Raw genomic sequence first — 26,570 nt, 5'->3', positions numbered from 1 at the left:
GCCCGCGCCCGCTCCCTGGCGGTGGTCCCGCTCCCCGGCGGGAGGCAGCGGCTGCGGCGGGCTCAGGGGCCGACCAGCAGGGCCAGGTCGGCGCGGTACGTCTCGACCGAGTCGGCCTGCGGCACCAACCGGATGACCTCGCCGGTCTCGGTGACCAGCAGCGCGGTGGCGGTGCCGGCGGTCGCCGGGACGTCGACGAAGTTGCGGATCCCGGCGGCCGGGTCGGCCAGCAGATGGGTGCCGAGGCTGTCGGCGAGCACCGGCGGCAGGGTGCCGGGGCTGGTGGCGCCGCTGGTGACCGCGACCACCGAGACTCCGGCCGGGGCGGCGGCAGCCGCTGCGGTTATCTGGTCGGCGCACTCACAGCCCTCGACGAGCAGGATCGCCGCCGGCAGCAGCGACCGGAGCGGGACCGAGGTGCCGGAGTCGTCGATCAGGTCGAGGGCGGGCAGCGGGCGGTCGGGCAAGGTGGCGGGAGCCGATGGTGCCGGGCTGGCGGTGGGCTGGGGCCGGTCGGACCAGGCGACGGTGAACATGCTGATCATCGCGGCGAGGACCGCTACCAGCATGATGATCAGCGGTAGCCGGAGGGCCGCGATCTCGTGTGGGCGGTGCCCGCTGCCGCCGGCCCGGCCGGTGTCGCCGGGGTGGATGCCGAACCGCCGGTGCCAGTGGTCCCGCCGTCGGGTGCGGTGCAGCTCCCGGCGGACCTGTGCTGCTTCCTCGGCGAGCGCCCCGGGATCGTCGGGGATGACGATCGGGCCCCACTCGGGCGGGATCTCGGGCAGGTCGTCGGGCGCCCCGGCGCCGTCCGACCACCCATCACCGTTGTTGCCTGTCCTGCCCACAGCACCCCCAGCCGCTCGCCCACCGGGTCGATCGGGGTCTAGGTATCAGGGTCCCGCAACGAACCTGGTTCCGCCAGTGCCGGGGCGTGGGCAGCCGCCGGACGATATGCTGGAAGTGCCGAAACGCGTCCCATCTGGCACGTCCAACCAGTTAGCTGACTGCTGATCTGGTTGTTACTTAGCGTGTTCAAAACCTACTGGCGGTTGCGTGTCAAGCTCGAGAAAGACCTCTCACAGCCCCTCTGACCTGCGCTTACGGCTCAGACTGTGACGGGACATCGGTGCCTGAGCGTGTTACCCTAGACACAGCGAAAGGGGCTTCGAACCTATGGTTTTCAGTGTCGGCGAGACCGTTGTTTACCCCCACCACGGGGCCGCACTCATCGAGGCAATCGAGACTCGTGTCATCAAGGGCGAGGAGAAGCAGTACCTCGTCCTCAGGGTTGCGCAGGGTGACCTGACGGTGCGAGTTCCCGCCGAGAACGCCGAGATCGTCGGCGTGCGCGAAGTGGTTGGCGAAGAAGGCCTCGGCAAGGTCTTCGACGTCCTCCGCGCCCCGCACACCGAGGAGCCGACCAACTGGTCGCGGCGGTACAAGGCCAACCTCGAGAAGCTGGCATCCGGAAACCCACTCAAGGTCGCCGAGGTCGTTCGTGACCTGTGGCGTCGGGAGCGGGAGCGGGGGCTGTCCGCAGGCGAGAAGCGCATGCTCGCCAAGGCCAGGGACATCCTGGTCGGTGAGGTCGCGCTTGCGGAGAAGAGCACCAAGGACGAGGCAGAGACCTTGCTCGACAAGGTGCTCACCGACGCGTAGGCAACTCTCCACCCATAGATAGTCTGTTGCCACCTGCACCGAGGACCGCGACGTGACCGCGCACTTCCAGCAACGCGGTGACGTCGCGGTCCTCGTTCCTGCGGCGGGTGCCGGGCTACGGCTCGGACCCGGCGCCCCCAAGGCACTCCGGCCGCTCGGCGGCGTACCGCTGCTGGTGCACGCGGTGCGTCGACTGGCCGCCGCCTCCTCGGTCGCGGTGATCGTGGTCGCCGCCCCACCCGCCGACGTGGATGACGTCCGCGACCTGCTCATCCCCGCCACGGCCGGGCTGCCGCTGATCGTGGTGCCGGGCGGCGCACACCGGCAGGCCTCGGTCGCCGCCGCGCTCACCGCCGTCCCCGCCGGCCCGCAGATCGTCCTGGTGCACGACGCGGCCCGCGCCCTGACCCCACCCGACCTGGTCGACTCGGTCGCCGCCGCGGTCCGGGCCGGCGCCGACGCCGTCATCCCGGTGCTCCCGGTCGTCGACACCATCAAGTCGGTGGACGCCGACGAGACCGTGCTGGCCACCGTCGACCGGTCGACGCTGCGGGCCGTGCAGACCCCGCAGGGGTTCCGGCGTGACGTGCTGGTCGCCGCGCACGCCGACGCCGTCGATCCGCACACCGACGACGCCGGTCTGGTGGAGAAGATCGGCGTACCGGTGCTCTGCGTGCCCGGCTCGGAGCGGGCGCTCAAGATCACCCGCCCGTTCGATCTGGTGATCGCCGAGCACCTGCTCGCCACCGAGCCGGCGACCCGTACCCTGCCTTCATGATCGTCCTTCGGACCGAGCCGGTCATGAACGCTTTCCAGGCCGAGTCAGCGCGATGATCGTTCCCCGGGTGGGTGTCGGCACCGACGTGCACGCCTTCGCCGCCGACCGGCCCTGCTGGGTCGCCGGCCTGCACTGGCCGGGCGAGACCGGGCTGGCCGGGCACTCCGACGGCGACGTCGCCGCGCACGCCGCCTGCGACGCGCTGTTCTCCGCCGCCGGCCTCGGTGATCTCGGCGCCAACTTCGGCGTCGCCGAACCGCAGTGGGCCGGGGCCGCCGGCGTCGACCTGCTGGCCGAGGCGGCCCGGCGGGTGGTCGCCGCCGGTTTCGTGATCGGCAACGTCTCGATCCAGGTGATCGGCGTACGGCCCAAGATCGGACCCCGGCGGGCCGAGGCGCAGCAGCTGCTCAGCGCCGCCGCCGGCGCCCCGGTGACCGTCTCCGGGACCACCACCGACGGGCTCGGGCTGACCGGCCGGGGCGAAGGCCTCGCCGGCCTGGCGGTCGCGCTCGTCTATCCGTCCGGACCGCCCGGATAGGCTCGACAGGTGTCGAGCGAGTCTTCCCCCGAGCCGCCCACCGACGTCGACGGCTACCTGCAGCGCGCCGGGCTGCTGGCCGACCTGGGCCGCTACGACGAGGCGGCCGGTGAGATCGGGTTCGCGGTGGCCCTCGACCCGGACAGCGTGGCCGCCCGGATCATGCTGGCCCGGGTGCATCTCGCCGCCGACCGCCCGGAGCAGGCCCTCGCCGCGATCGACGCGTGGGCGGACGATGTGCCCAACCCACGGTCGGCAGAAGCCGCAGCGGCCACACCGGCCGAGGTAGCACCGACCTCACCAGCCGACGGTGCTGCCGGCACCGGTGCCGGCAGCGGCGCTCGACCCGGCCCGTCGGACCGGGTCGCCCTGCTGGTGGTGCGCGGGCTGGCGCTGATCGACCTGCGGCGGTACGCCGACGCCGCCCGGCTCGCCACCGACCTGCTGGCGACGTACCCGGACGACGCGTACGCCCAGCGCAGCGGGGCGGCGATCCTGGCCGGCTCGCGCAACGGCCAGCCGGCGCTCAACGCGGCCTGGCGGGGGGTGGAGCTGGCTCCGCAGGATGCCCAGGCGCATCTGGTGCTGGGGCTGGTCGGGGCCCGGCTGGAGCTGTTCGACCTGGCGCACCGGGCCTACGGGGAGGCGCTGCGGCTGGACCCGCTGATCGGTGAGGCGCAGCACGACGTCGGGGTGATCCACCTGGAACAGCGACGGTACGCCGCCGAGCTGGCGGTGCTCGCCGAGCGGGCCACCGCGATGGCACCGCCGCCACCGCCCGCGCCGGCCCGATCCCCTCGGTGGGCTCCGGCACCGCCCGGGTCGGTGCCGATGGACCCCCGGCTGGAGCGGCCGCCGACACCCGAGGAGGAGCTGCGCCGGCTGGTGCTGATCGGTGCCGGCTACAGCATGATCGCGGCGGTGACGGTGGCCTGCCTGGCCGGCAGCGAGGCGTCGCGTGGCTGGGCGGTGGTCGCCGCGCTCGGCGGGTTCGTGCTGGTCTGGGTGCTGGCCCGGCGGGTGCCGGGCGGCCGGATCCTCGAGGTGGTGTCGCAGCTGGTGGACCGCCGGCTGGCGACGGCGGTGTACGCGGCCGCCGCCGCCCCGGTGCTGATCTTCTGCTACGCGGCGATCGCCACCCCGTGGCTGCTGGTGTCGGCGATCGTCGCGGCCGCCGTCGCTCAGTTCATGGTGCTGCGCCAGGCCACCGCCCGACCACCGGACCAGCAGTAGTCGGCCAGCGGTAGCGCGCCGTGCCGAGCCAGCGGTAGCGCCGGTCAGCGGGCGTTGCCGGCCCAGGTCCAGGCGTACCCGGTGTCCTCGACGGACAGTGCGGCGTCGCAGAGGTCCAGCGGACGGAAGGTGTCGACCATGACGGCGAGTTCGTCGAAGTGGTCGGCGCCGAGCGCCCGTTCGACCGCGCCCGGCTGCGGCCCGTGGGTGAACCCGGCCGGGTGCAGCGAGATCGAGCCCTGCTCGATGCCGGAGCCGCGCCGCGCCTCGTAGTTGCCGCCGGTGTAGAACAGCATCTCGTCGGAGTCGACGTTGTGGTGGTTGTACGGCACCGGGACCGCCTGCGGGTGGTAGTCGACCTTGCGCGGCACGAACGAGCAGATCACGAAGTTGGGGCCGGCGAACGTCTGGTGCACCGGCGGCGGCTGGTGCAGCCGGCCGGTGATCGGCTCGAAGTCGTAGATGCTGAACGCCCACGGGTAGAGGTGACCGTCCCAGCCGATGACGTCGAACGGGTGGTGGGCGTACACGTGGCCGGTCCAGCCCTGCCGGTGCCGCACGTAGACCTCGACGTCGGTGCCGTCGATGAGCAGCGGTTTGCCCGGCCCGCGGATGTCGCGTTCGCAGTACGGCGAGTGTTCCAGGAACTGGCCGCGCACCGACAGGTAGCGCTTCGGCGGTCCGATGTGGCCGGTCGCCTCGACGGTGAGCAGCCGCAGCGGTACGTCGTCGACGGGCACGATCCGGTGCACCACCGACGTCGGGATGATCACGTAGTCGCCGGAGGTGACGCCGAGCACCCCGAAGCTGGACTCGACGCGGGCGGCACCGGACTCGACGTACAGGCATTCGTCGCCGGTGGCGTTGCGGTACAGCGGGGACGGCCGGTCGGCGACGACGTACGAGATGCGCACGTCGTCGTTGGCCAGCAGCGGTTGCCGGCCGAGGACGGCGTCGGTATGCCCGGTGTCCAGCTTGTGGGTGCGCAGGTGCCGTGGGGTGAGCGGACGGTTCGGCAGCCGGCGCGTCGGCGGCGGGTCGTACGACTCGGCGGCGACGATGGCGGTCGGCGGGTGCCGGTGGTAGAGCAGGGACGAGTCGGCGGAGAAGCCCTCCTGGCCCATCAGCTCCTCGGCGTACAGGGTGCCGTCGGGCTGGCGGAACTGGGTGTGGCGCTTGCGGGGGATCTCGCCAACGCTGCGGTAGTAGGGCATGATTACCCTCCGTATCTCCCCGTTGACCGGCCGGTAGCGTCCGATAATCGGACGCTGTTGTCCGTTAATCGTAGAATCCACTAGGTTCGAAGGCGTGTCAATGCAGGTACCCAGGATCTTCACCGGCCTCGTCGACGACGCCGCGGTCTTCCCGCCGGGCAACGCCGACCTGCCCGACGCGGTCACCGCGCACCGTGGCCACCGCACCGCCTGGTACACCGACCTGGTCGGCCCGTTCCTGCTGCCCGCGTCCGAGATCGACGTGGCGCGGCGACTGGTCGGGCCGGGCGACGAGCTGGAGATCGGCCTGATCGGCGACACCGGCGTGGCCGCGCTGCCGGCCGCCGTCGAAGCGCTGCCGACCGACCGGCTCCGGCCCCGGCAGGTCGAGGTCGCCGTCGCCAAACGCGGCGAGGACCCGCAGCCCGGCCTGCGCGCGCTGCTCACCGCCCTGGCCGGCTGGCCCAAGATCAGCGGGTACGCGGAGGTGCCGCTCACCTGGGGGCTGCTCGCCGCCCTGGACAGCCTCGCCGAGGCGCGGGCCGGCGGCGTCGACGTCGCCGCCAAGTTCCGCACCGGCGGGCTGGCCGCCGAACTGTTCCCCACCCCGGTCGAGCTGGCCGCCGTGATCTGCGCCTGCCGGGACCGGGCGCTGCCGTTCAAACTGACCGCCGGCCTGCACCACGCGATCCGCGACACCGACCCGGAGACCGGCTTCACTCACCACGGCTTCCTCAACGTGCTCGCCGCCACGATCACCGCCGCCGAGGGCGCGGAGGTCGCCGAGGTCGCCGAACTGCTCGCCACCACCGACGCCGCCCGGCTGATCGAGCCGGCCCGTACGCGCGGCGGTGCCGACCGGCCGCTGTGGGTAGGTTTCGGGTCGTGCAGCATCACCGACCCGCTGACCGACCTGGTCCGGCTGGGGCTGATCAACGGAGGATTCGCGTGACGACCTGCTGGGTGCCCGGTGCCGACGGCTCACCGTACGGGGTGCAGACCCTGCCGTACGGTGCCTTCCGCCGCAGGGGTGCGGCCGGCTCGCCCGACGGCGGCACGTCCGGCGGCTTGCCCGGCGGTGGGGAGCGGCGGCTCGGCGTACGGATCGCCGATTTCGTGCTCGACCTGCGCGGCGCGGAAGATGCCGACCTGATCCTCGCCGGCGGCGCGCTGTGTGAGCCGACCCTCAACGCCTTCCTGGCCCTCGGCCGGGCACAGTGGACGACGGTGCGGCGGCGGATCGTCGAACTGCTCACCGAGACCGAGCACCGGGCCGCCGTCGAGCCGCTGCTCGTCCCGCTGTCCGAGGTGGACCTGGTGCTGCCGTTCGCGGTCGGCGACTACGTCGACTTCTACTCGTCCGAGCAGCACGCCAGCAACGTCGGGCAGATCTTCCGCCCCGGGCAGCCGCTGCTCACCCCCAACTGGCGGCACCTGCCGATCGGCTACCACGGCCGGGCCGGCACCGTCGTCGTCTCCGGTACGCCGATCGTGCGCCCCAGCGGGCAGCGGCGCAGCTCCGACGGTCCGGTCTTCGGCCCGTCCCGCCGGCTCGACATCGAAGCCGAGGTCGGCTTCGTCGTCGGGGTGCCGACCGCGCTCGGTGACCCGGTGCCGACCGACCGGTTCGCCGACCACGTGTTCGGGGTGACCCTGGTCAACGACTGGTCGGCCCGGGACATCCAGGCCTGGGAGTACCAGCCGCTCGGCCCGTTCCTGGGTAAGTCGTTCGCCACCTCGGTCGGCCCGTGGGTGGTGCCGCTGGAAGCTCTCGACCACGCCTGGGTGCCGGCCCCGGCGCAGGACCCGCCGGTGTTGCCGTATCTCGCTGAGTCGTCACGGCGCGGCCTGGACCTGTCGATCGTCGTCGAGTGGAACGGCACCCGGGTCAGCGAGCCGCCGTTCGCCGGCATGTACTGGACCCCGGCGCAGCAGTTGGCGCACCTCACCGTCAACGGCGCGTCGCTGCGCACCGGCGACCTCTACGCCTCCGGCACCGTCTCCGGGGCCCGGCGTGACCAGGTCGGCTCGTTCCTGGAGCTGACCTGGGGCGGCACCGAGCCGGTCAAACTGGACGACGGGTCCGAGCGCACCTTCCTCGAAGACGGCGACACCGTCGTCATCACGGCCACCGCCCCCGGCCCGGACGGCACGACGATCGGCTTCGGCGAAGTCGCCGGTACCGTTCAGCCTGCTGCCTGACTTCCCGTTACTGTGGATCGCATTCATAGGTCCTCCATTGTGGTCTGACTGATTCTCGGTGCAACCATGGGGCAGCCAAAAATCGTCTCGCTGACCGCATCACCTGTGATACGACCTGGACAGGAGATGTTTTCGCAGCTCACGTCTTGCCGGCCGGTAGGTCTGGTATCGGGCAGAGCCAGGGCATGATGCCGCCGGTTGCGGATTCAGGGTTGCGTACGAGGCTGACGGCCAGACAAACTGTGGTGCGCAGCTGCCGCGAGCTTGGACCACAGATGGCATCGACCTGACGAAGCCATCCATGAGTGAAGGGTCGAGGGATTGCGAATCTTCAATAAGATCGGCGAAGCCCTGCTGGAGCGGTTGGTGCCGCAAGCGGAAGCGCAGGCCGCACCCTGTCCGTGTGGCTACATCTACTGCGAGTTCTGCATTGCGCCGGACATCCGATGCAAGGTGATGAACGATGCCTGCACCTCGTACGACTGCTGGGCAGACGCGACGTGCTGACACACATCTGATCGGATGCACTTGTAGGAGGTGGGAACCCCGGCCGGCCTGGATGTCCGGCCGGGGGCCCGCCTGGAAAGACGGCTCTCGGGCTGTACGAACACAGGTTGGTAGCGATGTTGCGGGTTGTGTGGTCGCAGGTTATCCGCCGGTGGACTCGGTCGATCGCCCTGCTCCTTGGGCTGTTCGTCGCGGTCACCAGTTTCACGGTGCTCACCGGCACGGCCGAGACGTCACGGCTCGACGTCATTGGCACGGTGGAGGCGAACGCCCGCACCGCGTACGACATCCTCGTCCGCCCCGCGGAGTCGATTTCCGACCAGGAGACGGCGACCGGGGTCGTTCGACCCAACTTCCTCACCGAGGCACCCGGCGGCATCAGCCTGGAACAGGTCGATGCGATCCGCAGCCTGCCCGGCGTGGAGGTGGCGGCGCCGATCGCCCTCATCGGTATGGCCGTCCCGGAGCTTCGTGTCCCGGTGGACCTGTCCGATGTCGTACCGGATGGAGAACGATCGGCCTTCCGGCTCACCGTCAACTGGCGCATGGACCGTGGCTTGAGCACGATCGGGCCGGATGAAGCTTACATCTACTTCACTCCGAACCCGGTTGCGCACCGGGATATCGTCTCGGTCACCGACGAGAACCCGTTCGGCAGCTTTCTGGACGAGATCCTTCCATCCGGCGCGCGGGTCAACATCTGCGGCAAAGCGCTCGACATCCAGGCCGGTTCGTCGCAAGAATCGACGATGAGCGAGACTGTGCAGTGTTACTCCCTAAACGAGGACAGCCGTGAGTACGCCGACCAGGCGTTCCTGCTTGACTGGCGCATTCCGTACGTCCTGGCCGCCATCGACCCAGCGGCCGAGGCCGAGCTGATCGGTCTGGACGACGCGATGGTCTCCGGGAGTTATCTGCCCGACAGCCGGGCTGCGGCGGCCGGGGAGGGCGACGGTTGGACCCGGACGGTCCCGGTGATCGCGGCCAGCGACAGCTACGTCGACCAGCAGGCGATTGTGGAAGTCGAGCAACTGCCGCGCGATATCGCGGAACAGTTCGTCGGGACGAGGGAGAGCATCACCGCTGCGGACAGTTTCGCCGACAGCGCCTCCGGATTCCCGGTCAAATCGATTGAGGTCGACGGTGGGGCTGCTGACGCATTTTTGCTTCGCGACCTCGGACATACGTTCGGCAACGCGGTAGAAGCGTACTGGACGGCCGGACCGGTCGAGTGGGACACCAGGTCCGACGGCGCGCTGATCCCCCGGGACCAGGAGGTCGCCAGCGAGGTGTGGCAGGGGTTGTTCGGCGGTCGGATCGGTACCGCGCCGATCGCGGCCGATGACCGGAGTTTCCGTGAACTGCAACTGCACGGGCTGGCCATAGGTCGACAGGTGACCCACCCCAAGTTTACGTTGACCGGCCGGTTCGATCCCGAGCTGATCGACACCTTTTCGGCCTTGTCCGAGGTGCCACTGGGCGCCTATCAGTCGCCCGGTCTGGAGGGCGCGGACGAGACCTCGCAGCGGCTGCTGGGCGGAGCGCCACTGCTGCCGTCCAGCAACCCGGCCGGCTATCTGCAGCAGCCGCCGCTGCTGCTGACCACCCTGGATTCGGCAGCATCCTTCTACGGGAACTTCGACCGGTCTTCCGGGCCGGGGCCGGTGGCGGCGATCCGGGTGCGGGTCGCCGGCGTGACCGGCATCGACGAGGTGTCCCGGGAACGGGTCCGGGTCGTAGCGGAGCGGATCGCGCAGGAGACCGGCCTGCACGTCGACATCACTGTCGGCTCGTCGCCGACCGAGCGGACCGTGGCGCTGCCGGCCGGCGAGTTCGGCCGGCCTGACCTGTCACTCGCCGAATGGTGGTCGAAGAAGGGCGTCGGAGTGGTGATCAGCGAAGCGGTGGAGCGCAAGTCGCTGATCCTGTTCGTCCTGGTCCTTGTGGTCTGTGCGCTGTTCATCGGCAACTCGTCCGCCGCCGCAGTGCGCGCCCGGCGCAGCGAGCTTGGCGTGCTCGCCTGCCTGGGCTGGCCGCGGCGGTCGTTGTTCGCCGTGGTGTTGGGCGAGCTGCTGGTCATCGGGCTTGCCGCAGGCGTGCTGGCGTCGGCGGGGGCGTGGCTGATCGGCGGGCCCGTAGGTGTCGAGGTGCCCTGGGCGCGAGCGGTGCTCGCCATTCCGGCCGCGATCCTGGTGTCGCTCGCCGCCGGCCTGATCCCGGCGGTGCAAGCGTCGCGGGCCGATCCCATGGAGGCTGTCCGGCCGGCCGTCGTCACCGGCCGCCGCGCCCGGCTGTTCCTCGGACTCACCGGTCTCGCGATGGTCAATATCCGCCGGACACCGGGGCGTACCGCGCTAGGCGGCGCGGCGTTGGCTGTCGCGGTGACGGCGCTGACGCTGCTGGTCGCCATCACCTGGGCGTTCCAGGGTGTCCTGGTCGGCAGCCTGCTCGGTGACGCGATCGCCGTTCAGGTACGTGGGCCGGATCTGGCCGCCGTGGTCGCGATGCTGGTCCTTGCCACGGTCGCGATCGCCGACGTGGTGTTCCTGAACGTGCGGGAGCGAGCCTCCGAGTTCGCCGCGCTGCAGGCGACCGGTTGGACGCACACATCGATAGCCCGGCTGGTTCTCACCGAGGGCGTGCTGCTGGGTCTACTCGGGGCGGTCCCGGGCGCGGCCCTGGGCCTCGGTCTCGCGGTACTGCTGGCCGGTGGCGCTGATGCCAGCGTGGCCAGGTTGCTGCCGATGGCGCTCGCCGTGGCCGGCGCCGGCGTCGTCGCTGCAGCCCTCGCCGCCATCCCACCGATCCAGTCCCTGCGGCGTCGCCCGGTCACCCGCCTTCTGGTCGAGGAGTAGCAGGTGACCTATCTGGGGCTGGCCTTCCAGCTGGCCATGGTGGGGGTGTTCGCCGTGTCGGCGGTCGGGAAGCTGCGCGCCCGAGCCGAAGCCGAGGCCGCGATCGCGCTCCTGCTGCAGTTGCCGCAGTCGCGACGAGCGGTCGTCACCGTGGTCACGGCGCTACTGCTCGCGGCCGAGCTGACGATCGCGGTGGCGATGCTCGTGCCGTGGGTTGCCGCCGCCGGGCAGGTTGCAGCGATCGGCCTGCTCGTCGTGCTTACTCTCGGCGTCGCGACCGCGGTCAAACAGAAGATCAGCGTCCCGTGCGCGTGCTTCGGGCGGCCAACGAGCGACCTCGGGAAGCGGCACATCTATCGAAACCTGATCCTGATCACCATCGCTGGGGCCGGCCTGGTCATCCACGTCTTCCAGGCAGACGGGAACTTGTCCGATCTGCACGTGGGCGGTGTCGCCATGAGCGTCCTGGGCGCATTCGTCATTGCGCTACTGGTTACCTACTACGATGAGATAGTCGATCTCTTTGACACCTCGCCGGGGTCGGGTGTCGGCACACCTCCACTGTGACCCCCAAAAGTGGTTGGGAAAGCGATGACCTACGTAGTTGCGTCCGTCGTGCTGATCGGGGCGATATCCCTCATCAATCTGTCGTTGACCGCAGCGGTGATCCGTCGGCTCCGACAGGACCAGTCAGCGCCTGTCAATTCGGCTCCCGTGTCCGGGCTCGCGGTTGGTTCGTCGCTGCCGGATCTCACGACTACCGCGCTTGACGGTGCCGAGGTGTCGGTTGCGAGAGTCGGTCAGGAGCAGGCGGTGTTCGCGTTTATCTCCACCGGCTGCTCAGCGTGTGGCCCGTCGATCCCGCACTTCATCGAGTACGTGCGGAGTCAGTCATTGCGGCAGTCTCAGGCCATCGCCGTCATAGCTGGCGAGCGCGAGAACGCCACTCACTTCATCGAGCAGCTGGGCGGGATCGCCACGACCGTGCTCGATTCCAAGGAAGGCGACTTCGCGAGGAGCTTCGCTGTCTTCGCTTTCCCGACCTTCATCGCCAGTGACTCCGCCGGCCGGGTCATCGCCAGCGGGGCTGGCGCTGCATCACTGCCTCGCGAACGCTGACCGTGGCGACCTCGCGTTCTGACCCGAAGGTGCTGGTCGGCTGGCGTGGACTTGTCGCCTGTTCGGCAAAGGCGCTCGCGCTCACGTTCCGGGCCGGTCCGATAGCCTTCGTGTGCTCGGTGGCGATCACAGTCGCGCTCGGCCTCATCCCGGCTTGCGTCGCGTGGCTGACGAAGGAACTGGTAAATTCTCTTCAGTTCCCTGATGCTGCGGGTCTCGAGCCGCTCCTGGCGGTTGCCGCCATCGCGGTGCTCGGCGCCTTCGCGGCCCTCCTGCCACACCTTTCGAACTATGTCAAAGCGCGCCTACGGCGGCAGGCCGCGATCATCGTGCAGGACCGGCTGTTCTCGACAGTCAACGGATTCGACGACATCGCGGTCCTCGAAGACCCGAAGTTCAGAGACAGGCTACGTCTCGCGCACGAGAACGCGATGAGTGCCCCGGACCGGGTTTCCGGAGCTCTGTTCGGGGCGATGCAGAACGCCATCTCGGTGTCCGGCTTCATCGTCGTTCTGATGGCGATCAGTCCGATTGTCACGGCCGTGACGGTCGTGGCGGCGGTGCCCGTCCTGGTCGTACAACTCTCGATCAGCCGGCAGCAGGCCCAGATGGCCTGGAAACTGAGCCCGCGTAACCGGCGTCAGCTCTTCTACCAGGCGCTCATGCTCGACCTGGCTGCCGCCAAGGAACTCCGCCTGTTCAACCTCGGAGGGTTTCTCCTCGGCAGAATGCGCAGCGAGACCCGCCAGATAAACTCCACGGAGGACAAATTCGACCGAAGGGTCGTGCTGAGCCACGGGCCGCTGGCCGGGCTGAGCGCCACGATCGCGGGCTGTGGCCTGGTCTGGATGGTCGCCGAGGCGACACGCGGAGCGTTCGACATCGGCGACATCACCGCGTTCATCGCCTCGGTGACCGGCGTGCAGATGGCGCTCGGTGGACTCGTCGCCTCAATCGCCGCAGGCCACCAGGCGCTACTTGGATTCTCTCATTATGTTGCAATTATCGACATGTCTCGGCGCAATTCGGAAAGTGAGTCGACGGCATCGCTGTCGCCCCTGTCAAGCCGGATAGAGTTCCAGGACGTCTGGTTCCGGTACACCAACGACGGCCCCTGGATCCTGCAGGGTGTAAGCTTCACGCTCTCCCATGGTGCGACCCTCGGTCTGGTGGGGTTGAACGGTGCTGGCAAGAGCACCCTGGTCAAGCTTCTGTGTCGCCTGTACGAGCCGACCAGGGGCCGGATAAAATGGGACGGGACCGACATCCGCCATGTTTCGGCCCGTGCCCTCAGGGCGAGGATCAGCGCTGTCTTCCAAGACTACATGATGTATGATCTTTCGGTGTCCGAGAACATCGGCATCGGCGATGTCGCGAATCACGCAGACCAATCGCAGATCGCTGCTGCGGCAGGCAGGACAGGTGCCGACGATTTCATCGAGAAGCTGGCTGATGGATATGACACCATGCTGTCTCGCATTTTCGTGCCCGCAGACCGGGACGATCTCAGCTCCGGAGTCGTGTTGTCCGGCGGGCAGTGGCAGCGACTCGCTCTGGCCCGCGCGTTCATGAGGACCCGACGGGATGTCCTGATCCTGGACGAGCCGACGTCTGGGCTCGATCCTGCCGCCGAGCAGGAGATAAACGAAAAGCTCACACGCCATCGACTGGGCTCGACCAGCATTCTGATATCCCATCGCCTCGCTGCAGTGCGGCAAGCCGACCACATCGTGGTGCTGCAGGGTGGGGTGGTCATCGAGGAAGGTTCACACGCGTCCCTGCTGGGCAAGGGTGGTGAATACGCCCGTCTGTTCAACCTGCAGGCAGCCGGCTATGCGGCCGGCGAAGGCGAGTCGTCCGCCCGGCCAGAAGGGACCAGTGCCGAGATAGTTGACGAGTCGGAACGGATAACCGCGTGATAAGCAAAAATGCCCAGGGCGATAACGTGCTGGGTGATGAGTCTCAGCCCACCTCAGGCGGGTCGGATAGCGAGGGTGACCAGCCGATCGTACGGGTGGTCGACCTGTCCAAGACCTACCATACCGACGCCAGTGAGCCGATTTACGCGTGCCGGAACATAGATTTCGAGATGCGCGAGCGCGAGATCGTCGCCCTTACCGGGCCATCCGGGTCTGGTAAATCCACGTTACTGCACCTGATCGGGGCACTCGACACACCTGATTCGGGTGTCATCGAGGTAGCGGGCGAGCCGGTCACCGGGATCAAGGGGCGTCGACTGGCCGAATATCGGCGGCGGGTCGGATTCGTGTTCCAGAGATTCCACCTCTTGCCCACACTGACCGCAGCGGACAATGTGATCGCGCCTCTGCTGCCCTACAAGACCTCGTTTGACAGACGGGCCAAGGCGAAGCAGATTCTCGACGCCGTCGGACTTGCCGGCCGAGAGGGTTCGCTGCCGTCGAAGCTTTCCGGCGGGCAGCAACAGCGTGTCGCCATCGCGCGAGCCTTGATCAACGACCCGATGCTCGTGCTGGCCGACGAACCCACTGGAAACCTCGACAGCCAGACCGGGGAAGACATCATGGAGCTCCTGTTCGGTCTCCGCGAGCGGGTCGGGGCCTCACTGATCATCGCAACCCACGACCCGGGCCTCGCCGCGCGTTGCGACCGTGTCATCCAGATCCGAGACGGACGCGTCATCAAAGACACCGCTCGCCCGGCTACCGGCTGAGCGGCAGACCCTCGATGACGTGGTGGCTGCTGCCGAGCGCGATAGCCCTGTCGATCGGTGGCTTGGCGGTCTGGCTCCGCCGGACCTACCTGGTGATCACGGTCGACGGCCCGAGCATGTCCCCGGCGTTGGTGCCCGGTGACCGGGTGGTGGTCCGCCGGGGGGCGCAGCGGATTGGCAAAGGCAGCATCGTGGTGGTCAGCCGTCCCGATCCGGACCGGGGCTGGAAGGACCGCGCGCGGCTCACCGGCACTGTTGGTTCCCGACGCTGGTTCATCAAGCGAGTGGCCGCCCTGCCAGGTGAAACCGTCACGACCGCAGCGGTGCCGGTTGTCGTGCCCGAACGCCACGTCTATCTCCTCGGCGACTACGCGCGCAGCGCCGACTCCCGGCAGTTCGGCCCGTGCCCCACCGACCAGATCCTCGGCAAAGTGGTCTATCGGTACACCCGACGCGGCTCGCCGCGCCACGATGCCCACCGTCCCTGACCGATAGGCCGGTGTCGGTCCAGCGGCAGGCGCCAGCTCTGCGGCACGGGTCAGGGCGGGGTGAGGCTGGCGTACTGCAGGACGGCCCGGATCCGTCGGGCGGCGGCCGGGTCGCGCCGGTCCAGCACCGCGAGCGCCTCCAGGAACAGTTCGCAGTACGTGCCTCCACAGTGTCGGCAGCCGCCGGTCCGGTCCGGCATGTGCCGCTCGGCCATCCGCTTGGCGATCTTCGCGACGAGCGCCAGGTCGCCGTCCGGCGGCTGACCGCCGTCGTCGGCGTGACCGGGCCCGTCGTCAACCTGGTCCGGCTCGCTGTCGATCCGGTCGTGTCCGCCGTCGCGGGGTGCCGGGGCGACGCAGCCCGCCCCGACCAGGTTGAAGCGCGGGTCGCTGTCGATGTCGGTTTCGCCGGGCACCCGGCTCGGCAGCGGCGGGCGGCCCGCTGTGGGCCGTCGGTTGATCTGTTCCGACGGCTGCGGCCGGCGGGTGAACCGGTCGGGCTTGTCATTGCGGTACGCCATGATTCTCCTCGCGTCAGTATTGCCGTCTGAGAAAGTCGTCTGGGGATTACTTTGCTGCGGTCACTGGCCGCCGTGGAAATTGCACGCAGGTCGGCGGCGCTGTGGCGTTAGGGTCTACGTCGGCGGGGGTGGCGGCTGCGGGTAGGTCATCGCTCCGCAGTCCGGACACCAGCGGCTCTTCACCTTGAAGCTCAGCAGACCGGCGAGAAATCCGATCATGGCGGAGCTGATTATGGCGATCCCGAAGCTGATCGACGACATCGCTTCACCCTCTCGCGTAAGCGTGGTGAGCTGGGGTTTCTCCGGCGGCGTGGCGGCCGGACGGCTCGGGGGTGCCGTGCCGGCCGCCACGCCTGATTGGGGAGAACGGCGCTGACCGTTCGGATGGTTTGCCGGCCCACCGATCGGTCATGCCGTATTCGTCGACGAAAGGTCAGCGCCGATTTGCGGCGCTTCGATCCCGTTCCCGAACGAAGAAGAGTCTGTCGGTCAATCTGCGCCAACGCAACAGTGTTGGGGCCATGTGGTAGAGATATGGCCAGTCAGTCGAATAGACCTCGGTCGACCGAGAGTTGACCTGCCAGACGTGCATGATCAATCCGCAGGTGATCAATTCCAGGAGGTGGCACCAATGTCCTTGGCCCTGTTGAACTCTTCGGTACCGCGACGCCAGCTCGGTCGGGAGCTGCGTCGGCTGCGGGAGCGGCTGGCCCGGGTCCCGCAGACCACGGCGGCTCGGGAGCTGGACTGGTCGGCGACCAAGCTGCTGCGGATGGAGCGCGGCGAGGTGCCGATCCGCGCCGAGGACGTGGTGCTGCTCTGCGAGCTGTACGGCGCTGATCTGCAGACCATCGAGGCGCTGGCCGCGCTGGCTCCGAAGACCAAGGAGAAGGGCTGGTGGCACGACTACGCCAGCATCCCGTCCTGGTTCGAGCTGTTCATCGGCTTGGAGGAGGCCGCCTCCCACCTCCGCGAGTACCACGTCGACCTCATCTCCGGCCCATTGCAGACCCGCGAGTACGCGACCGAGGTGTTCACGCGCAACCCGCTGCGCCTGTCGCCCGAGGTCATCGAGCAGCGGGTGGCGGCACGGCTGCAGCGTGCAAAGCTGCTCACCCGGATGGAGCCGCATCTACCCCGGTTCGACATCCTGCTGGACGAGGCAGCAATCCGTCGCCCGGTCGGCTCCGGGGCGGTGATGGCCGCCCAGCTGCGCCGGCTGATCCAGGTCGACGAACTGCCGAACGTCTCGATCCGGCTGATCCCGTTCAGCGCCGGTGTCCACAGCGGATCTCTGACTGGCAGCTTCGTGATGCTCGACTTCCCCGCCGAGCTGGAGCCGACCACCGTCTACGTCGAGGGCCTCACCGGCGCGCTCTATTTGGACCGCCCTAATGAAGCCGATTCTTATACGATGGCCTTCGATGACCTGACGGCCGCCGCGCTGGGTCAGGCCGCGACACGTGACCTCCTCGCCCGGACCGCAAAGGAGTACGAGTCATGATCGACCTGTCCACCGCCACCTGGCGTAAGAGCAGCCGATCCAATGCTCAGGGGCACTGCGTCGAGGTGGCCGACGCCACCTGGCGTAAGAGCAGCCGATCCAACGATCAGGGCGACTGCGTCGAGGTGGCCGACGCCACCTGGCGGAAGAGCAGCCGCTCCAACGATCAGGGCGACTGCGTCGAGGTGGCCGACGAGTTGGGCGGGGTGGTCGGCGTGCGGGACTCCAAGGACCCGGCCGGCCCGGTGCTGGTGATCTCCCCGGCGAGCTGGGCCGCCTTCATCACGGCTACCAAGGGCGGCACCCTCACCGTCTGACCGCGCCCGCACCTGCGCTGACTGCCACGATGTGAGGCTGAGATACCTAACCAGCTCGTCGATAGGTATCTCAGCCTCACATCGTGTCGCTGTCCGGGCGTCAGACGGCTGCCCCGAACCCGGCGACGTCCTTGGGGTCGGAGCCGAAGCGGTTCGGGCCGGGCGTCCCGTTCTGCACGTAGAACACCAGCAGCACGATCCAGCCGATGATCGGGATCAGCCCGATCAGGATCCACCAGCCGGACCGGTCGGTGTCGTGCAGCCGGCGTACGGCGACCGCCAACGACGGCAGCAACAGCGCCAGGCTGACGAGCAGGCCGATGACGCCGTTGGTGGAGTCCTCGAAGTTGGTGCCCAGCGCGGTGTCGAGGATCGAGGTCACGATGCTGACGAGGAGAGAGAAGAGGGCGAACCACCAGTACTCGGAGCGGCGGGCCCGCCCGCTGAACCCGACGTACTGGGTGAGCACAGAGCGAACTGCAGCGGCAAAGTTCATGACGCCTCCAGCGTCTCAAGCGGAGCGATCCGTGACACTCAGGGTAGGAGGCTGTGGCAAGTGGATTCTGCCTGCCTGAGCGCACGATGCCCGAACGTCGTCCATCGAGTGGGTGTCGCCGGAGGCGAAGTCCTCTCGGGACTGGCGTAGATCCGCGAGGCTGAAGTGGTCGTGTTACCGGGCGACCCTGTCGGCGAGTTCGGCGATCCGGGCCTTGGCCTCTGTTATCGGGATGGTCTCCATGGGGGCCATTCTGGCGACGGTCAAAATTCTGGCTACTGGTAGCTCCGCTCTGGGATGGACATGCCACAGCGGCATACGTCAGGTGCCGGGGTTACCGACCCGTCGGGCGGTGGCGGCGGCAGCGGTCAGCGACTCGTCGACGGTGCCGGCCCGTTGCCGTACCGCCGCCAGCGTCTCCTTGACGGTGCCGAGCGTGCCGATCAGCTGGGCCGGGTCGCCGCCCTGCAGCACCCGAGCCACCAGCCCTGCCGCCTCGTCGGCCTTGGCGGCGGCCGCGCCGATCCCGTCCTGGACGGTGCGCAGCTTGTCGCCGGCCCGACCAAGCGTGGCCAGCACCTCCGCCGGTGACGGTTCCCTCGGCACCGGCACCACGGTGGCCGCCGCTTCGTCGAGCGTGCCGACGACCCCGGTCAGCCCCGCCTGCAGCTCCTTCAGCGTGTTGCGTACCTGGATCATGCCGGCCACGATGCCGCTGAAGCCGCCGGCAGCAGCCTGGCCGGCGACCCGCTCGGCCTCCTGCTGGGCCGCCGCTGCGGCTGTCCGGGCCCGTTCGACGCCCGCCCGCATCGCCTGCAGATCCTTGCCGACGCTGTCCACCGGTGCTGCCACGATCGCTCTCCTCACCCCGTTCGACCTGCTGTTTCCCATGGTGCGGGGTGGTCGGCGGAAAAGTCGGCAACCGCGCTGGCGAGGCTTCGAGTAGGCGGTCATACCGCCGGCGGTACCGCTTGCTTGACTTCGAGTGCGCTCGAGGTCGCAGGGTGGGACGCATGACGTACGAGAACACCGCGACCACCGCCGCCACCTCGACCACCAGCAGCGCGTCGGCACCGGCCTCGCCGCTGGTGCTGGGCGCGATGATGTTCGGCACCCGGATCGACGAAAAGACCTCGTTCGCGCTGCTCGACCGGTTCGTCGAGCGGGGCGGCGAGTGGATCGACACCGCTGACTGCTACGCCTTCTGGGCCAGCCAGGATGGCCGGGGCGGCGACAGCGAACGGGTCATCGGGCGGTGGCTCGCCGCCCGCCCCGGCGTACGGCAGCGGGTGCGCATCGCGACCAAGCTCGGTGCCGAGCCGCTGTGGGCCGGGTCGTGGCCGCAGGTGCGGGCCGGGCTGAGCCGTCGCGCCGTCGCCGACGCCTTCGCCGGCAGCCTGGACCGGCTGGGCGTGGACAGCGTCGACCTGCTCTGGCTGCACCAGGAGGACCGGGCCACGCCGATCGAGGAGACCGTCGACGCGGTCGCCGACCTGGTCGCGTCCGGTGCGGTCCGTCGGGTCGGCGCGTCCAACCATCCGGCCTGGCGGATCGAGCGGGCCCGCGCCCACGCCGCCGCCACCGGTACCCGGCCGATCGACGCCCTGCAGCTGAACGCCACCTATCTGCGGGCCCGCCCCGGCACGCTGCCTGAAGGAGTGGTGCATCCGTTCGGTCTGCTCAGCGACGAGCAGCGGGACATCGCCGAGGCGTACCGGTTGGAGGTGTGGGCGTACACGCCGCTGCTGTCCGGTGCCTACGACGACCCGGCCAAGCCGGTCCCGCCGGTGTACGACCACCCGGGCAGTACGCGGCGGCTCGCGGCGCTTGACGACGTCGCCCGGGACACCGGCGCGACCCGTGGGCAGGTGGTGCTGGCCTGGCTGGTGGCGCAGGGCATCCGCCCGATCCTGGGTGGCAGCAAGCCGTACCAGTTGGAAGCGGCGCTCGACGGCGTCTCGCTCGACCTCACCGACGAGCACCTCGCCCGCCTGGCTGTCGCCGGCTGACGGTCAGTCGGGCCGTGCTCCTCGGATGAACTGGTCGACGGCCGTCTCCAGGATCCCGTCGAGCGATTCGGCCGGGATTAGGTTCCCGTTGATCAGGGCGGCGATGCCCTGCTGGGTCGCGAACAGCACGACGCCCACCCGCTCCGGATCGTCCGGCGCCAGGTGGCCCTGCGCCTGCCCCTCCTCGATGAGGTTCTGCATCAGCCCGATCGGCGCGGCGGCGACTTCGCCGGGCAGGTCGGCGCCGGGCCGGTGCTTGGTGGCGAACATCAGCTCCAGCAGTGCGGGTCCTCGGTGGCGAACCGCAAGTGGGCGGCGGCCATGGCCTGCAGTCGCGGCCTGAACTGCTCCCCGGCGGCATCGGTCGCGCCGCCGCCCGCGCACTCGCCGCCCGGGGCGCGCGGGTCGTGCTCGCCGTCCGCGACCCCGCCAAGGGCCGCGCCTTCGCCGAGAAGTCCACCGAGCCAGTCGACGCGCTGATCAACAACGCCGGGGTGATGATCCCGCCGCTGGGCCGCACGGCCGACGGATTCGAGCTGCAGTTCGGCATCAACCATCTGGGGCACTTCGCGCTCACCAACCTGCTGCTGCCCCGGATCCGCCAACGGGTGGTCACCGTCTCCTCGAGCGGCCACCGCGCTGGCACGATCGACTTCGACGACCTCAACTGGCAGCGTCGCCGCTACCGGGCCTTCCAGGCGTACGCCCAGTCGAAGCTGGCGAACCTGCTGTTCACCGCAGAGCTGCACCGTCGCCTGACCGAGGTGGGCTCGCCGGCTTCCGAGGAGCTGACCGGCGTGGCCTTCCCGCTTGCCCCTAGCTTGATTTTTAACCCGTCGGTGGCGGGCGCCGGTTGCTCCTGTGAGGATTCCGGCGTGTCGGGCTGACGTGGGAACGGCCACCGTTGATGATCTTCGGGTTCCCTGGCAAGGACGCGAGATCAAGGCGGTGGCCGTGGCCACGATTTTGGACCATCTGAGTGGGCTGGTGTTACCCGGCTCTGTCTCGACCGGGCCGGTGAGGGATCCGGCGGAGGTGTTGGCCGGGTTTCGGCGGGACTTCCACCAGGCCCTGTCACGGCGGTCGGATGCGTTGTTCGAGTTGACCGACGCGGTGTTGTGCGCGGATGGGCCGGTGCGGTCGTTGCCCGGGTTGTCGCTGGTAGCGGAGTACCGCCGTGGGCACGGCGCGTTGTACGACGCCTTGGCCGCCGGGCGGGTTGACGTGCAACGGCTGCGTACGGCGGTGGCGGCGGTGCCGCCGCCGCGGGCGGCTGACGGGCGGCTCGTCCTGGCCGTGGATGTGACGTGCTGGCTGCGGCCGGAGGCGCACACGTCGCCGGAGCGGATCCTGTGTCACACCTACGGCCGTGGCAGGGACCAGCACATCGGAGTTCCGGGCTGGCCGTATGCGTTCGTTGTGGCGTTGGAGACCGGCCGCACCTCGTGGACCGCACCGCTGGACGCGGTCCGCTTGGCTCCGGGTGCGGATCTGGCGGCGGTGACCGCCGCCCAGTTGCGGGACGTGGTCGGCCGGTTGATCGCCGCCGGCCATTGGCGGCCCGGCGATCCGCAGGTCTGGGTGGTGATGGACGCAGGCTACGACGCGGCCCGCCTGGCCTGGCTGCTGCGGGACCTGCCGGTGCGCGTCCTGGCCAGGCTGCGCTCGGACAGGGTCCTGCGCCGACCCGCGCCACCACCGCTGCCCGGCCGGCGGGGCCGGCTGCCCCGCCACGGCGCCGAGTTCATCTTCGGCGACCCCCGCAGTTGGGGTGCCCCGGATGTGACCACGGTGACCGATACCCGCCTCTACGGCACCGTCACCGCCCGAGCCTGGCACCGCTTGCATCCGAGACTGACCCGCCGCGCGGCCTGGACCGACTGCCCTGCACTGCCGATCCTGGAAGGCACCGTGATCCGTCTCGACGTCGGGCGGCTGCCGTCGGGCGCGACCGCGAAACCGGTATGGTTGTGGTGGTCCACCGGTATCGACCACGAGCCGGGCCACGATCCCAGCCCGGATCCGGCGATGATCGACCTGTTGTGGCAGGCGTTCCTACGCCGCTTCGACATCGAGCACACGTTCCGGCTGTTCAAGCAGACCCTCGGCTGGACAGTGCCGAAACTGCGCGACCCGCACGCCGCCGACCGGTGGACCTGGCTGATCATCGCCGCCTACACGCAGCTGAGGCTGGCCCGGCCACTGGCCGCCGACCTGCGTCACCCATGGGAACGACCAGCGCCACCCGAACGGCTCACCCCATCCCGGGTCCGCCGCGGATTTCGGCACCTACGTCCGACAAGCACCTGCCCCGCCAGCGCGCCGAAACCCACCCGGCCAGGCCCCGGACGACCACCCGGCACACCCAACCGTCACCCCACCCGCCGCTACGACGTCCACACCGTCACCAGCAGCCAAACCGGGAAGACGACCTCCAGAAAGAAAAAATCGGCCAATCCCAGACCACGCCGCACAGGTTAAAGATCAAGCTAGGGCGTGTATCAAAGTCGGCCGTGGGCGGGTGACGAACTTCCGGCGTGTCGCTGCCCGGTAAACAGCGAGGCCTCCGGTAGATGGCTTATCGACCAAGACGAACCATCAACACGGAGACCTCGTGACCAGCGTAGCGGTGACGAGGCGGCACGACCTGACGGACGCGCAGTGGGCAGTCCTGGAGCCTCTCCTGCCCACCGCACGCCGACCGGGCCGACCGCCCGCATCAACGAAACGGCAGCTCATCGACGCGATCCGGTGGCGCACACGGGCCGGCGCCCCGTGGCGGGACATCCCCGACCACTACGGCTCCTGGGCGGCGGCGTACGCCCTGTTCCGCCGGTGGCAGCGCGACGGGACCTGGGCCAGGATCCTGACCGCGTTGCAGGCCCTGGCCGACGCGGCGGGACGGATCGTCTGGGACGTGTCCGTGGACTCCACGATCAGCCGAGCGCACCAGCACGCCGCCGGAGCGCGTAAAAGGGGGATCTGCAGGCCGAACCACCCGGCGGTACCGGGTCGGAACCCGACGACCACGCGTTGGGGCGTTCCCGTGGCGGACGGACCACGAAACTGCACCTGGGCTGTGAACAGGGACAGAAACCGCTGTCGATCGTGCTGACCGGCGGGCAGCGTGGCGACAGCCCGCAGTTCACGACGGTCCTCGACGGTGTGCGGGTGCCCCGGGTCGGGGCCGGTCGGCCCCGGACCCGTCCGGACCGGGTGCTGGCGGACAAGGCGTACACGTCGAAGGCGAACCGTGCCTACCTGCGTCGACGGGGTGTCGCCGCGACGATCCCGTCGAAGGCCGACCAGGACGCCAACCGGCGGAAGAAGGGGTCGAAGGGCGGCAGGCCGCCGGCCTTCGACCCCGAGATCTACAAGCAGCGCCACGCGGTAGAGTGCGGGATCAACCGGCTCAAGCGCAACCGTGCCGTCGCGACCCGCTACGACAAGCTCGCGGTCCGGTACGAGGCGACCGTGCAGGTCGCGGCGATCAACGAGTGGCTGTGACCGACTTTGATACACGCCCTAGCTTGATCTTTAACCTGTGCGGCGTGGTCTGGGATTGGCCGATTTTTTCTTTCTGGAGGTCGTCTTCCCGGTTTGGCTGCTGGTGACGGTGTGGACGTCGTAGCGGCGGGTGGGGTGACGGTTGGGTGTGCCGGGTGGTCGTCCGGGGCCTGGCCGGGTGGGTTTCGGCGCGCTGGCGGGGCAGGTGCTTGTCGGACGTAGGTGCCGAAATCCGCGGCGGACCCGGGATGGGGTGAGCCGTTCGGGTGGCGCTGGTCGTTCCCATGGGTGACGCAGGTCGGCGGCCAGTGGCCGGGCCAGCCTCAGCTGCGTGTAGGCGGCGATGATCAGCCAGGTCCACCGGTCGGCGGCGTGCGGGTCGCGCAGTTTCGGCACTGTCCAGCCGAGGGTCTGCTTGAACAGCCGGAACGTGTGCTCGATGTCGAAGCGGCGTAGGAACGCCTGCCACAACAGGTCGATCATCGCCGGATCCGGGCTGGGATCGTGGCCCGGCTCGTGGTCGATACCGGTGGACCACCACAACCATACCGGTTTCGCGGTCGCGCCCGACGGCAGCCGCCCGACGTCGAGACGGATCACGGTGCCTTCCAGGATCGGCAGTGCAGGGCAGTCGGTCCAGGCCGCGCGGCGGGTCAGTCTCGGATGCAAGCGGTGCCAGGCTCGGGCGGTGACGGTGCCGTAGAGGCGGGTATCGGTCACCGTGGTCACATCCGGGGCACCCCAACTGCGGGGGTCGCCGAAGATGAACTCGGCGCCGTGGCGGGGCAGCCGGCCCCGCCGGCCGGGCAGCGGTGGTGGCGCGGGTCGGCGCAGGACCCTGTCCGAGCGCAGCCTGGCCAGGACGCGCACCGGCAGGTCCCGCAGCAGCCAGGCCAGGCGGGCCGCGTCGTAGCCTGCGTCCATCACCACCCAGACCTGCGGATCGCCGGGCCGCCAATGGCCGGCGGCGATCAACCGGCCGACCACGTCCCGCAACTGGGCGGCGGTCACCGCCGCCAGATCCGCACCCGGAGCCAAGCGGACCGCGTCCAGCGGTGCGGTCCACGAGGTGCGGCCGGTCTCCAACGCCACAACGAACGCATACGGCCAGCCCGGAACTCCGATGTGCTGGTCCCTGCCACGGCCGTAGGTGTGACACAGGATCCGCTCCGGCGACGTGTGCGCCTCCGGCCGCAGCCAGCACGTCACATCCACGGCCAGGACGAGCCGCCCGTCAGCCGCCCGCGGCGGCGGCACCGCCGCCACCGCCGTACGCAGCCGTTGCACGTCAACCCGCCCGGCGGCCAAGGCGTCGTACAACGCGCCGTGCCCACGGCGGTACTCCGCTACCAGCGACAACCCGGGCAACGACCGCACCGGCCCATCCGCGCACAACACCGCGTCGGTCAACTCGAACAACGCATCCGACCGCCGTGACAGGGCCTGGTGGAAGTCCCGCCGAAACCCGGCCAACACCTCCGCCGGATCCCTCACCGGCCCGGTCGAGACAGAGCCGGGTAACACCAGCCCACTCAGATGGTCCAAAATCGTGGCCACGGCCACCGCCTTGATCTCGCGTCCTTGCCAGGGAACCCGAAGATCATCAACGGTGGCCGTTCCCACGTCAGCCCGACACGCCGGAATCCTCACAGGAGCAACCGGCGCCCGCCACCGACGGGTTAAAAATCAAGCTAGCGCGGCCGGCGGTGGGCAGCATCTCCGATGATGTGGCCCCGACGGTGCTGACAGGATCCTGACGGTTGCTCGGCAACCTCGCTCGCATGACGACATTTCGACACCCCCGCCGGTCCGGCATCCGATCAGGCCGCCGGTCCGCCCCGCTGGCGGTCGCGCTGGCGGTGACGGCGATCGGGCTGCTGGCCGCGTGCGGCGGCGGGGACCAGGACCCGGCGGCAGCCGGCGGTACGACGACCGGCGCCTCCGGCTCGACCGGTGACGGCGGCGTCGCCACGATCGTAGGCAGCACCGCACCGGACACGTCGCCGTCGCCGCAGGCCGAACGCCCGTTGATCCGCCCCGACACGTCGCCGGAGGAGGAGGACCGTCTCTACGCCATCTACCAGCAGTGCCTGGAGGACAACGGGTTGCCCAAGCACGTTCGGGTGCCGCAGGACAGCGGCGATTCGCCGCTGGCCGCCGGCGCTCCCGAAACCGCCGAGGAGCAGGCCGCCGCGCGTAGGGCCGCCGAGGCATGCGCTTCGCTGGAGCCCGAAGAGCTGTGGGAACGGTCCATGCGGCTCGACCCGACGTACCGCGACAAGCTGCAGGTCTGGGTGAAATGCCTGCAGGACCGAGGGGTTGACGCCTACGCCGACGGTGACAGTCTGATGCTCAACGACGGGCTGCCGCCCGGTAACGAGATCGAGGAATGTGAAGCGGAGGCGTTCATCGAGGGCTGACCGGTGACCCGGGTACCCCATGGTGCCTCTCACGCTCTGATGCCACAGGTGCATCTTGATGCACCTGTGGCATCAAGACTGAACCGGGACCCCTATCCAGAGAGGTGACGCTGAGTGTGGAGTGTGCCGGGCGGCCGGGCTGGGATGCGTACCGTGACGTGCGTGCCCCGGCCCGGCTCGCCGGCCACGCGGGCTACGACAGAGCTATCCCAGCACGTAGCTTTCATCCCCGAAGTCGGCGACGATTTTTAGCTTGCCACCGAGAGCCTGTACATATGCTGCAAGGGTATCGACCTCGCTCCGCTCCAACTGTCCTTTCTCGATGCGAGAGACGCGGGCCTGAGTCACCCCCATAGCCTTCGCCACCTCGTTCTGCGTGGTGTGCTGACGTCGCCGGATCTCGGAAAGCCGGAAGGCGCGAGCTTCAGCGATCAGACGCTCGGCGCCGACTTCGATCTCCTCGTGCTCAGCCGTAGAGAAGCCCAGGTTGCGCTTCAGGTCATCCCAC

The 26,570-nt window shown here is 69.3% G+C and carries 27 protein-coding genes and 2 pseudogenes; 20 read left to right on the top strand and 9 right to left on the bottom strand.

Translation table 11 applies throughout. From position 1 onward, the window contains the following. Positions 1-62: 62 nt before the first annotated feature. The gene (locus EDC02_RS23420; protein ID WP_123603805.1) at positions 63-848 is read right to left on the bottom strand and encodes a hypothetical protein; all 786 of its coding nucleotides are present in this window, start codon (positions 846-848) and stop codon (positions 63-65) included. A gap of 328 nt (positions 849-1,176) precedes the next feature. Here EDC02_RS23420 and EDC02_RS23415 point away from each other — a divergent pair, with 328 nt between their 5' ends. From EDC02_RS23415 to EDC02_RS23400, 4 genes are read left to right on the top strand one after another with little or no spacing between them, the layout of a single operon-like run. Further along, positions 1,177-1,662, top strand: a complete 486-nt coding sequence (locus EDC02_RS23415; RefSeq protein WP_123603804.1) for a CarD family transcriptional regulator — start codon at positions 1,177-1,179, stop codon at positions 1,660-1,662. Between the two features lie 52 nt (positions 1,663-1,714). Continuing rightward, positions 1,715-2,440: a 2-C-methyl-D-erythritol 4-phosphate cytidylyltransferase gene (gene ispD / locus EDC02_RS23410; RefSeq protein WP_123603803.1), complete on the top strand. Its 726-nt coding sequence runs from the start codon at positions 1,715-1,717 to the stop codon at positions 2,438-2,440. Between the two features lie 52 nt (positions 2,441-2,492). Continuing rightward, positions 2,493-2,978, top strand: a complete 486-nt coding sequence (ispF, locus tag EDC02_RS23405; protein ID WP_123603802.1) for a 2-C-methyl-D-erythritol 2,4-cyclodiphosphate synthase — start codon at positions 2,493-2,495, stop codon at positions 2,976-2,978. Between the two features lie 9 nt (positions 2,979-2,987). Then, positions 2,988-4,211, top strand: a complete 1,224-nt coding sequence (locus EDC02_RS23400; RefSeq protein ID WP_123603801.1) for a tetratricopeptide repeat protein — start codon at positions 2,988-2,990, stop codon at positions 4,209-4,211. Positions 4,212-4,255: 44 nt separating this feature from the next. Here the strand turns inward: EDC02_RS23400 and EDC02_RS23395 are convergent, their stop codons facing one another. Then, positions 4,256-5,425, bottom strand: a complete 1,170-nt coding sequence (locus EDC02_RS23395; protein ID WP_123603800.1) for a homogentisate 1,2-dioxygenase — start codon at positions 5,423-5,425, stop codon at positions 4,256-4,258. A gap of 94 nt (positions 5,426-5,519) precedes the next feature. Here EDC02_RS23395 and EDC02_RS23390 point away from each other — a divergent pair, with 94 nt between their 5' ends. From EDC02_RS23390 to EDC02_RS23355, 8 genes are all read left to right on the top strand, one after another. Continuing rightward, positions 5,520-6,377 carry a hypothetical protein gene (locus EDC02_RS23390; protein ID WP_123603799.1) on the top strand — a complete coding sequence of 286 codons (858 nt, stop codon included), beginning with the start codon at positions 5,520-5,522 and terminating at the stop codon, positions 6,375-6,377. After that, positions 6,374-7,627 (top strand): fumarylacetoacetase, encoded by a 1,254-nt coding sequence (gene fahA, locus EDC02_RS23385; protein WP_123603798.1) that lies wholly within the window; start codon positions 6,374-6,376, stop codon positions 7,625-7,627. Before EDC02_RS23390 ends, fahA begins: the two co-directional genes overlap by 4 nt. Before the next feature lie 635 nt (positions 7,628-8,262). Next, positions 8,263-10,989 (top strand): ABC transporter permease, encoded by a 2,727-nt coding sequence (locus tag EDC02_RS23380; protein WP_233606249.1) that lies wholly within the window; start codon positions 8,263-8,265, stop codon positions 10,987-10,989. A gap of 3 nt (positions 10,990-10,992) precedes the next feature. Further along, the gene (locus EDC02_RS23375) at positions 10,993-11,556 is read left to right on the top strand and encodes a MauE/DoxX family redox-associated membrane protein (protein WP_123603797.1); all 564 of its coding nucleotides are present in this window, start codon (positions 10,993-10,995) and stop codon (positions 11,554-11,556) included. A 24-nt stretch (positions 11,557-11,580) separates the two neighbouring features. After that, positions 11,581-12,108 (top strand): redoxin family protein, encoded by a 528-nt coding sequence (locus EDC02_RS23370; RefSeq protein WP_148083575.1) that lies wholly within the window; start codon positions 11,581-11,583, stop codon positions 12,106-12,108. A gap of 2 nt (positions 12,109-12,110) precedes the next feature. Next, entirely contained in the window at positions 12,111-14,027 is a 1,917-nt protein-coding gene (locus EDC02_RS23365; RefSeq protein ID WP_148083574.1) for an ABC transporter ATP-binding protein, read from the top strand. 29 nt (positions 14,028-14,056) lie between these two features. Beyond that, positions 14,057-14,800 carry an ABC transporter ATP-binding protein gene (locus EDC02_RS23360; RefSeq protein ID WP_123605080.1) on the top strand — a complete coding sequence of 248 codons (744 nt, stop codon included), beginning with the start codon at positions 14,057-14,059 and terminating at the stop codon, positions 14,798-14,800. 14 nt (positions 14,801-14,814) lie between these two features. Beyond that, a complete protein-coding gene (locus tag EDC02_RS23355; RefSeq protein WP_123603794.1) occupies positions 14,815-15,288 on the top strand; it encodes a S24/S26 family peptidase in 474 nt (157 codons plus the stop codon). A gap of 50 nt (positions 15,289-15,338) precedes the next feature. Here EDC02_RS23355 and EDC02_RS23350 read toward each other — a convergent pair whose 3' ends face one another. Then, positions 15,339-15,809 carry a hypothetical protein gene (locus EDC02_RS23350; protein WP_123603793.1) on the bottom strand — a complete coding sequence of 157 codons (471 nt, stop codon included), beginning with the start codon at positions 15,807-15,809 and terminating at the stop codon, positions 15,339-15,341. A gap of 114 nt (positions 15,810-15,923) precedes the next feature. After that, positions 15,924-16,070: a hypothetical protein gene (locus tag EDC02_RS40370; RefSeq protein ID WP_158632277.1), complete on the bottom strand. Its 147-nt coding sequence runs from the start codon at positions 16,068-16,070 to the stop codon at positions 15,924-15,926. Positions 16,071-16,440: 370 nt separating this feature from the next. Between EDC02_RS40370 and EDC02_RS23340 the strand changes: the two genes are divergently transcribed. The 3 genes and pseudogenes from EDC02_RS23340 (at position 16,441) to EDC02_RS41820 (ending at position 17,630) form a co-directional block, all read left to right on the top strand. After that, a complete protein-coding gene (locus EDC02_RS23340; protein WP_123603791.1) occupies positions 16,441-17,313 on the top strand; it encodes a helix-turn-helix transcriptional regulator in 873 nt (290 codons plus the stop codon). After that, positions 17,310-17,384 (top strand): annotated as a pseudogene (locus EDC02_RS41825) (DUF397 domain-containing protein); the annotation flags it as partial. The gene EDC02_RS23340 and the pseudogene EDC02_RS41825, both read left to right, overlap by 4 nt. Beyond that, positions 17,379-17,630, top strand: coding sequence for a DUF397 domain-containing protein (locus tag EDC02_RS41820; RefSeq protein ID WP_255500591.1), 252 nt, complete (start codon positions 17,379-17,381; stop codon positions 17,628-17,630). The pseudogene EDC02_RS41825 and the gene EDC02_RS41820, both read left to right, overlap by 6 nt. A gap of 100 nt (positions 17,631-17,730) precedes the next feature. Here EDC02_RS41820 and EDC02_RS23330 read toward each other — a convergent pair whose 3' ends face one another. Together EDC02_RS23330 and EDC02_RS23320 are read right to left on the bottom strand one after the other, a co-directional pair. Further along, entirely contained in the window at positions 17,731-18,126 is a 396-nt protein-coding gene (locus EDC02_RS23330; RefSeq protein ID WP_123603789.1) for a DUF805 domain-containing protein, read from the bottom strand. Between the two features lie 321 nt (positions 18,127-18,447). Further along, positions 18,448-18,978, bottom strand: coding sequence for a DUF6244 family protein (locus EDC02_RS23320; protein ID WP_148083573.1), 531 nt, complete (start codon positions 18,976-18,978; stop codon positions 18,448-18,450). A 161-nt stretch (positions 18,979-19,139) separates the two neighbouring features. Between EDC02_RS23320 and EDC02_RS23315 the strand changes: the two genes are divergently transcribed. Beyond that, the gene (locus tag EDC02_RS23315) at positions 19,140-20,135 is read left to right on the top strand and encodes an aldo/keto reductase (protein WP_123603787.1); all 996 of its coding nucleotides are present in this window, start codon (positions 19,140-19,142) and stop codon (positions 20,133-20,135) included. A gap of 3 nt (positions 20,136-20,138) precedes the next feature. On the opposite strand, the gene EDC02_RS40365 is transcribed toward EDC02_RS23315, so the two are convergent. Beyond that, positions 20,139-20,405 (bottom strand): hypothetical protein, encoded by a 267-nt coding sequence (locus EDC02_RS40365; protein WP_158632276.1) that lies wholly within the window; start codon positions 20,403-20,405, stop codon positions 20,139-20,141. A gap of 38 nt (positions 20,406-20,443) precedes the next feature. Between EDC02_RS40365 and EDC02_RS40360 the strand changes: the two are divergent. The 3 genes and pseudogenes from EDC02_RS40360 to EDC02_RS23295 all read left to right on the top strand — a co-directional run. Then, a pseudogene (locus tag EDC02_RS40360) lies at positions 20,444-20,908 on the top strand (hypothetical protein); the annotation flags it as partial. A gap of 244 nt (positions 20,909-21,152) precedes the next feature. Further along, positions 21,153-22,616: an NF041680 family putative transposase gene (locus EDC02_RS23300; protein WP_305036219.1), complete on the top strand. Its 1,464-nt coding sequence runs from the start codon at positions 21,153-21,155 to the stop codon at positions 22,614-22,616. A gap of 148 nt (positions 22,617-22,764) precedes the next feature. Then, a protein-coding gene (locus EDC02_RS23295) for an IS5 family transposase (RefSeq protein ID WP_370461505.1) occupies positions 22,765-23,642 on the top strand; the annotation gives its coding sequence in 2 pieces (ribosomal slippage) (positions 22,765-23,154 and positions 23,157-23,642; 876 coding nt in all). 30 nt (positions 23,643-23,672) lie between these two features. On the opposite strand, the gene EDC02_RS23290 is transcribed toward EDC02_RS23295, so the two are convergent. Next, on the bottom strand, positions 23,673-25,136 hold the full coding sequence (locus EDC02_RS23290) for an NF041680 family putative transposase (RefSeq protein WP_305036219.1): 1,464 nt from the start codon (positions 25,134-25,136) through the stop codon (positions 23,673-23,675). Positions 25,137-25,423: 287 nt separating this feature from the next. Between EDC02_RS23290 and EDC02_RS23285 the strand changes: the two genes are divergently transcribed. Continuing rightward, positions 25,424-26,062 carry a hypothetical protein gene (locus tag EDC02_RS23285; protein WP_123603785.1) on the top strand — a complete coding sequence of 213 codons (639 nt, stop codon included), beginning with the start codon at positions 25,424-25,426 and terminating at the stop codon, positions 26,060-26,062. Between the two features lie 204 nt (positions 26,063-26,266). Here EDC02_RS23285 and EDC02_RS42855 read toward each other — a convergent pair whose 3' ends face one another. Beyond that, positions 26,267-26,494, bottom strand: coding sequence for an XRE family transcriptional regulator (locus EDC02_RS42855; protein ID WP_370461556.1), 228 nt, complete (start codon positions 26,492-26,494; stop codon positions 26,267-26,269). Positions 26,495-26,570: the final 76 nt, after the last annotated feature.

This window comes from Micromonospora sp. Llam0, assembly GCF_003751085.1.
In the GTDB taxonomy this organism is placed as follows: domain Bacteria; phylum Actinomycetota; class Actinomycetes; order Mycobacteriales; family Micromonosporaceae; genus Micromonospora_E.
Note: the sequence above shows the minus strand (reverse complement) of the source record. Positions and strands in the feature narration are given on the sequence as shown.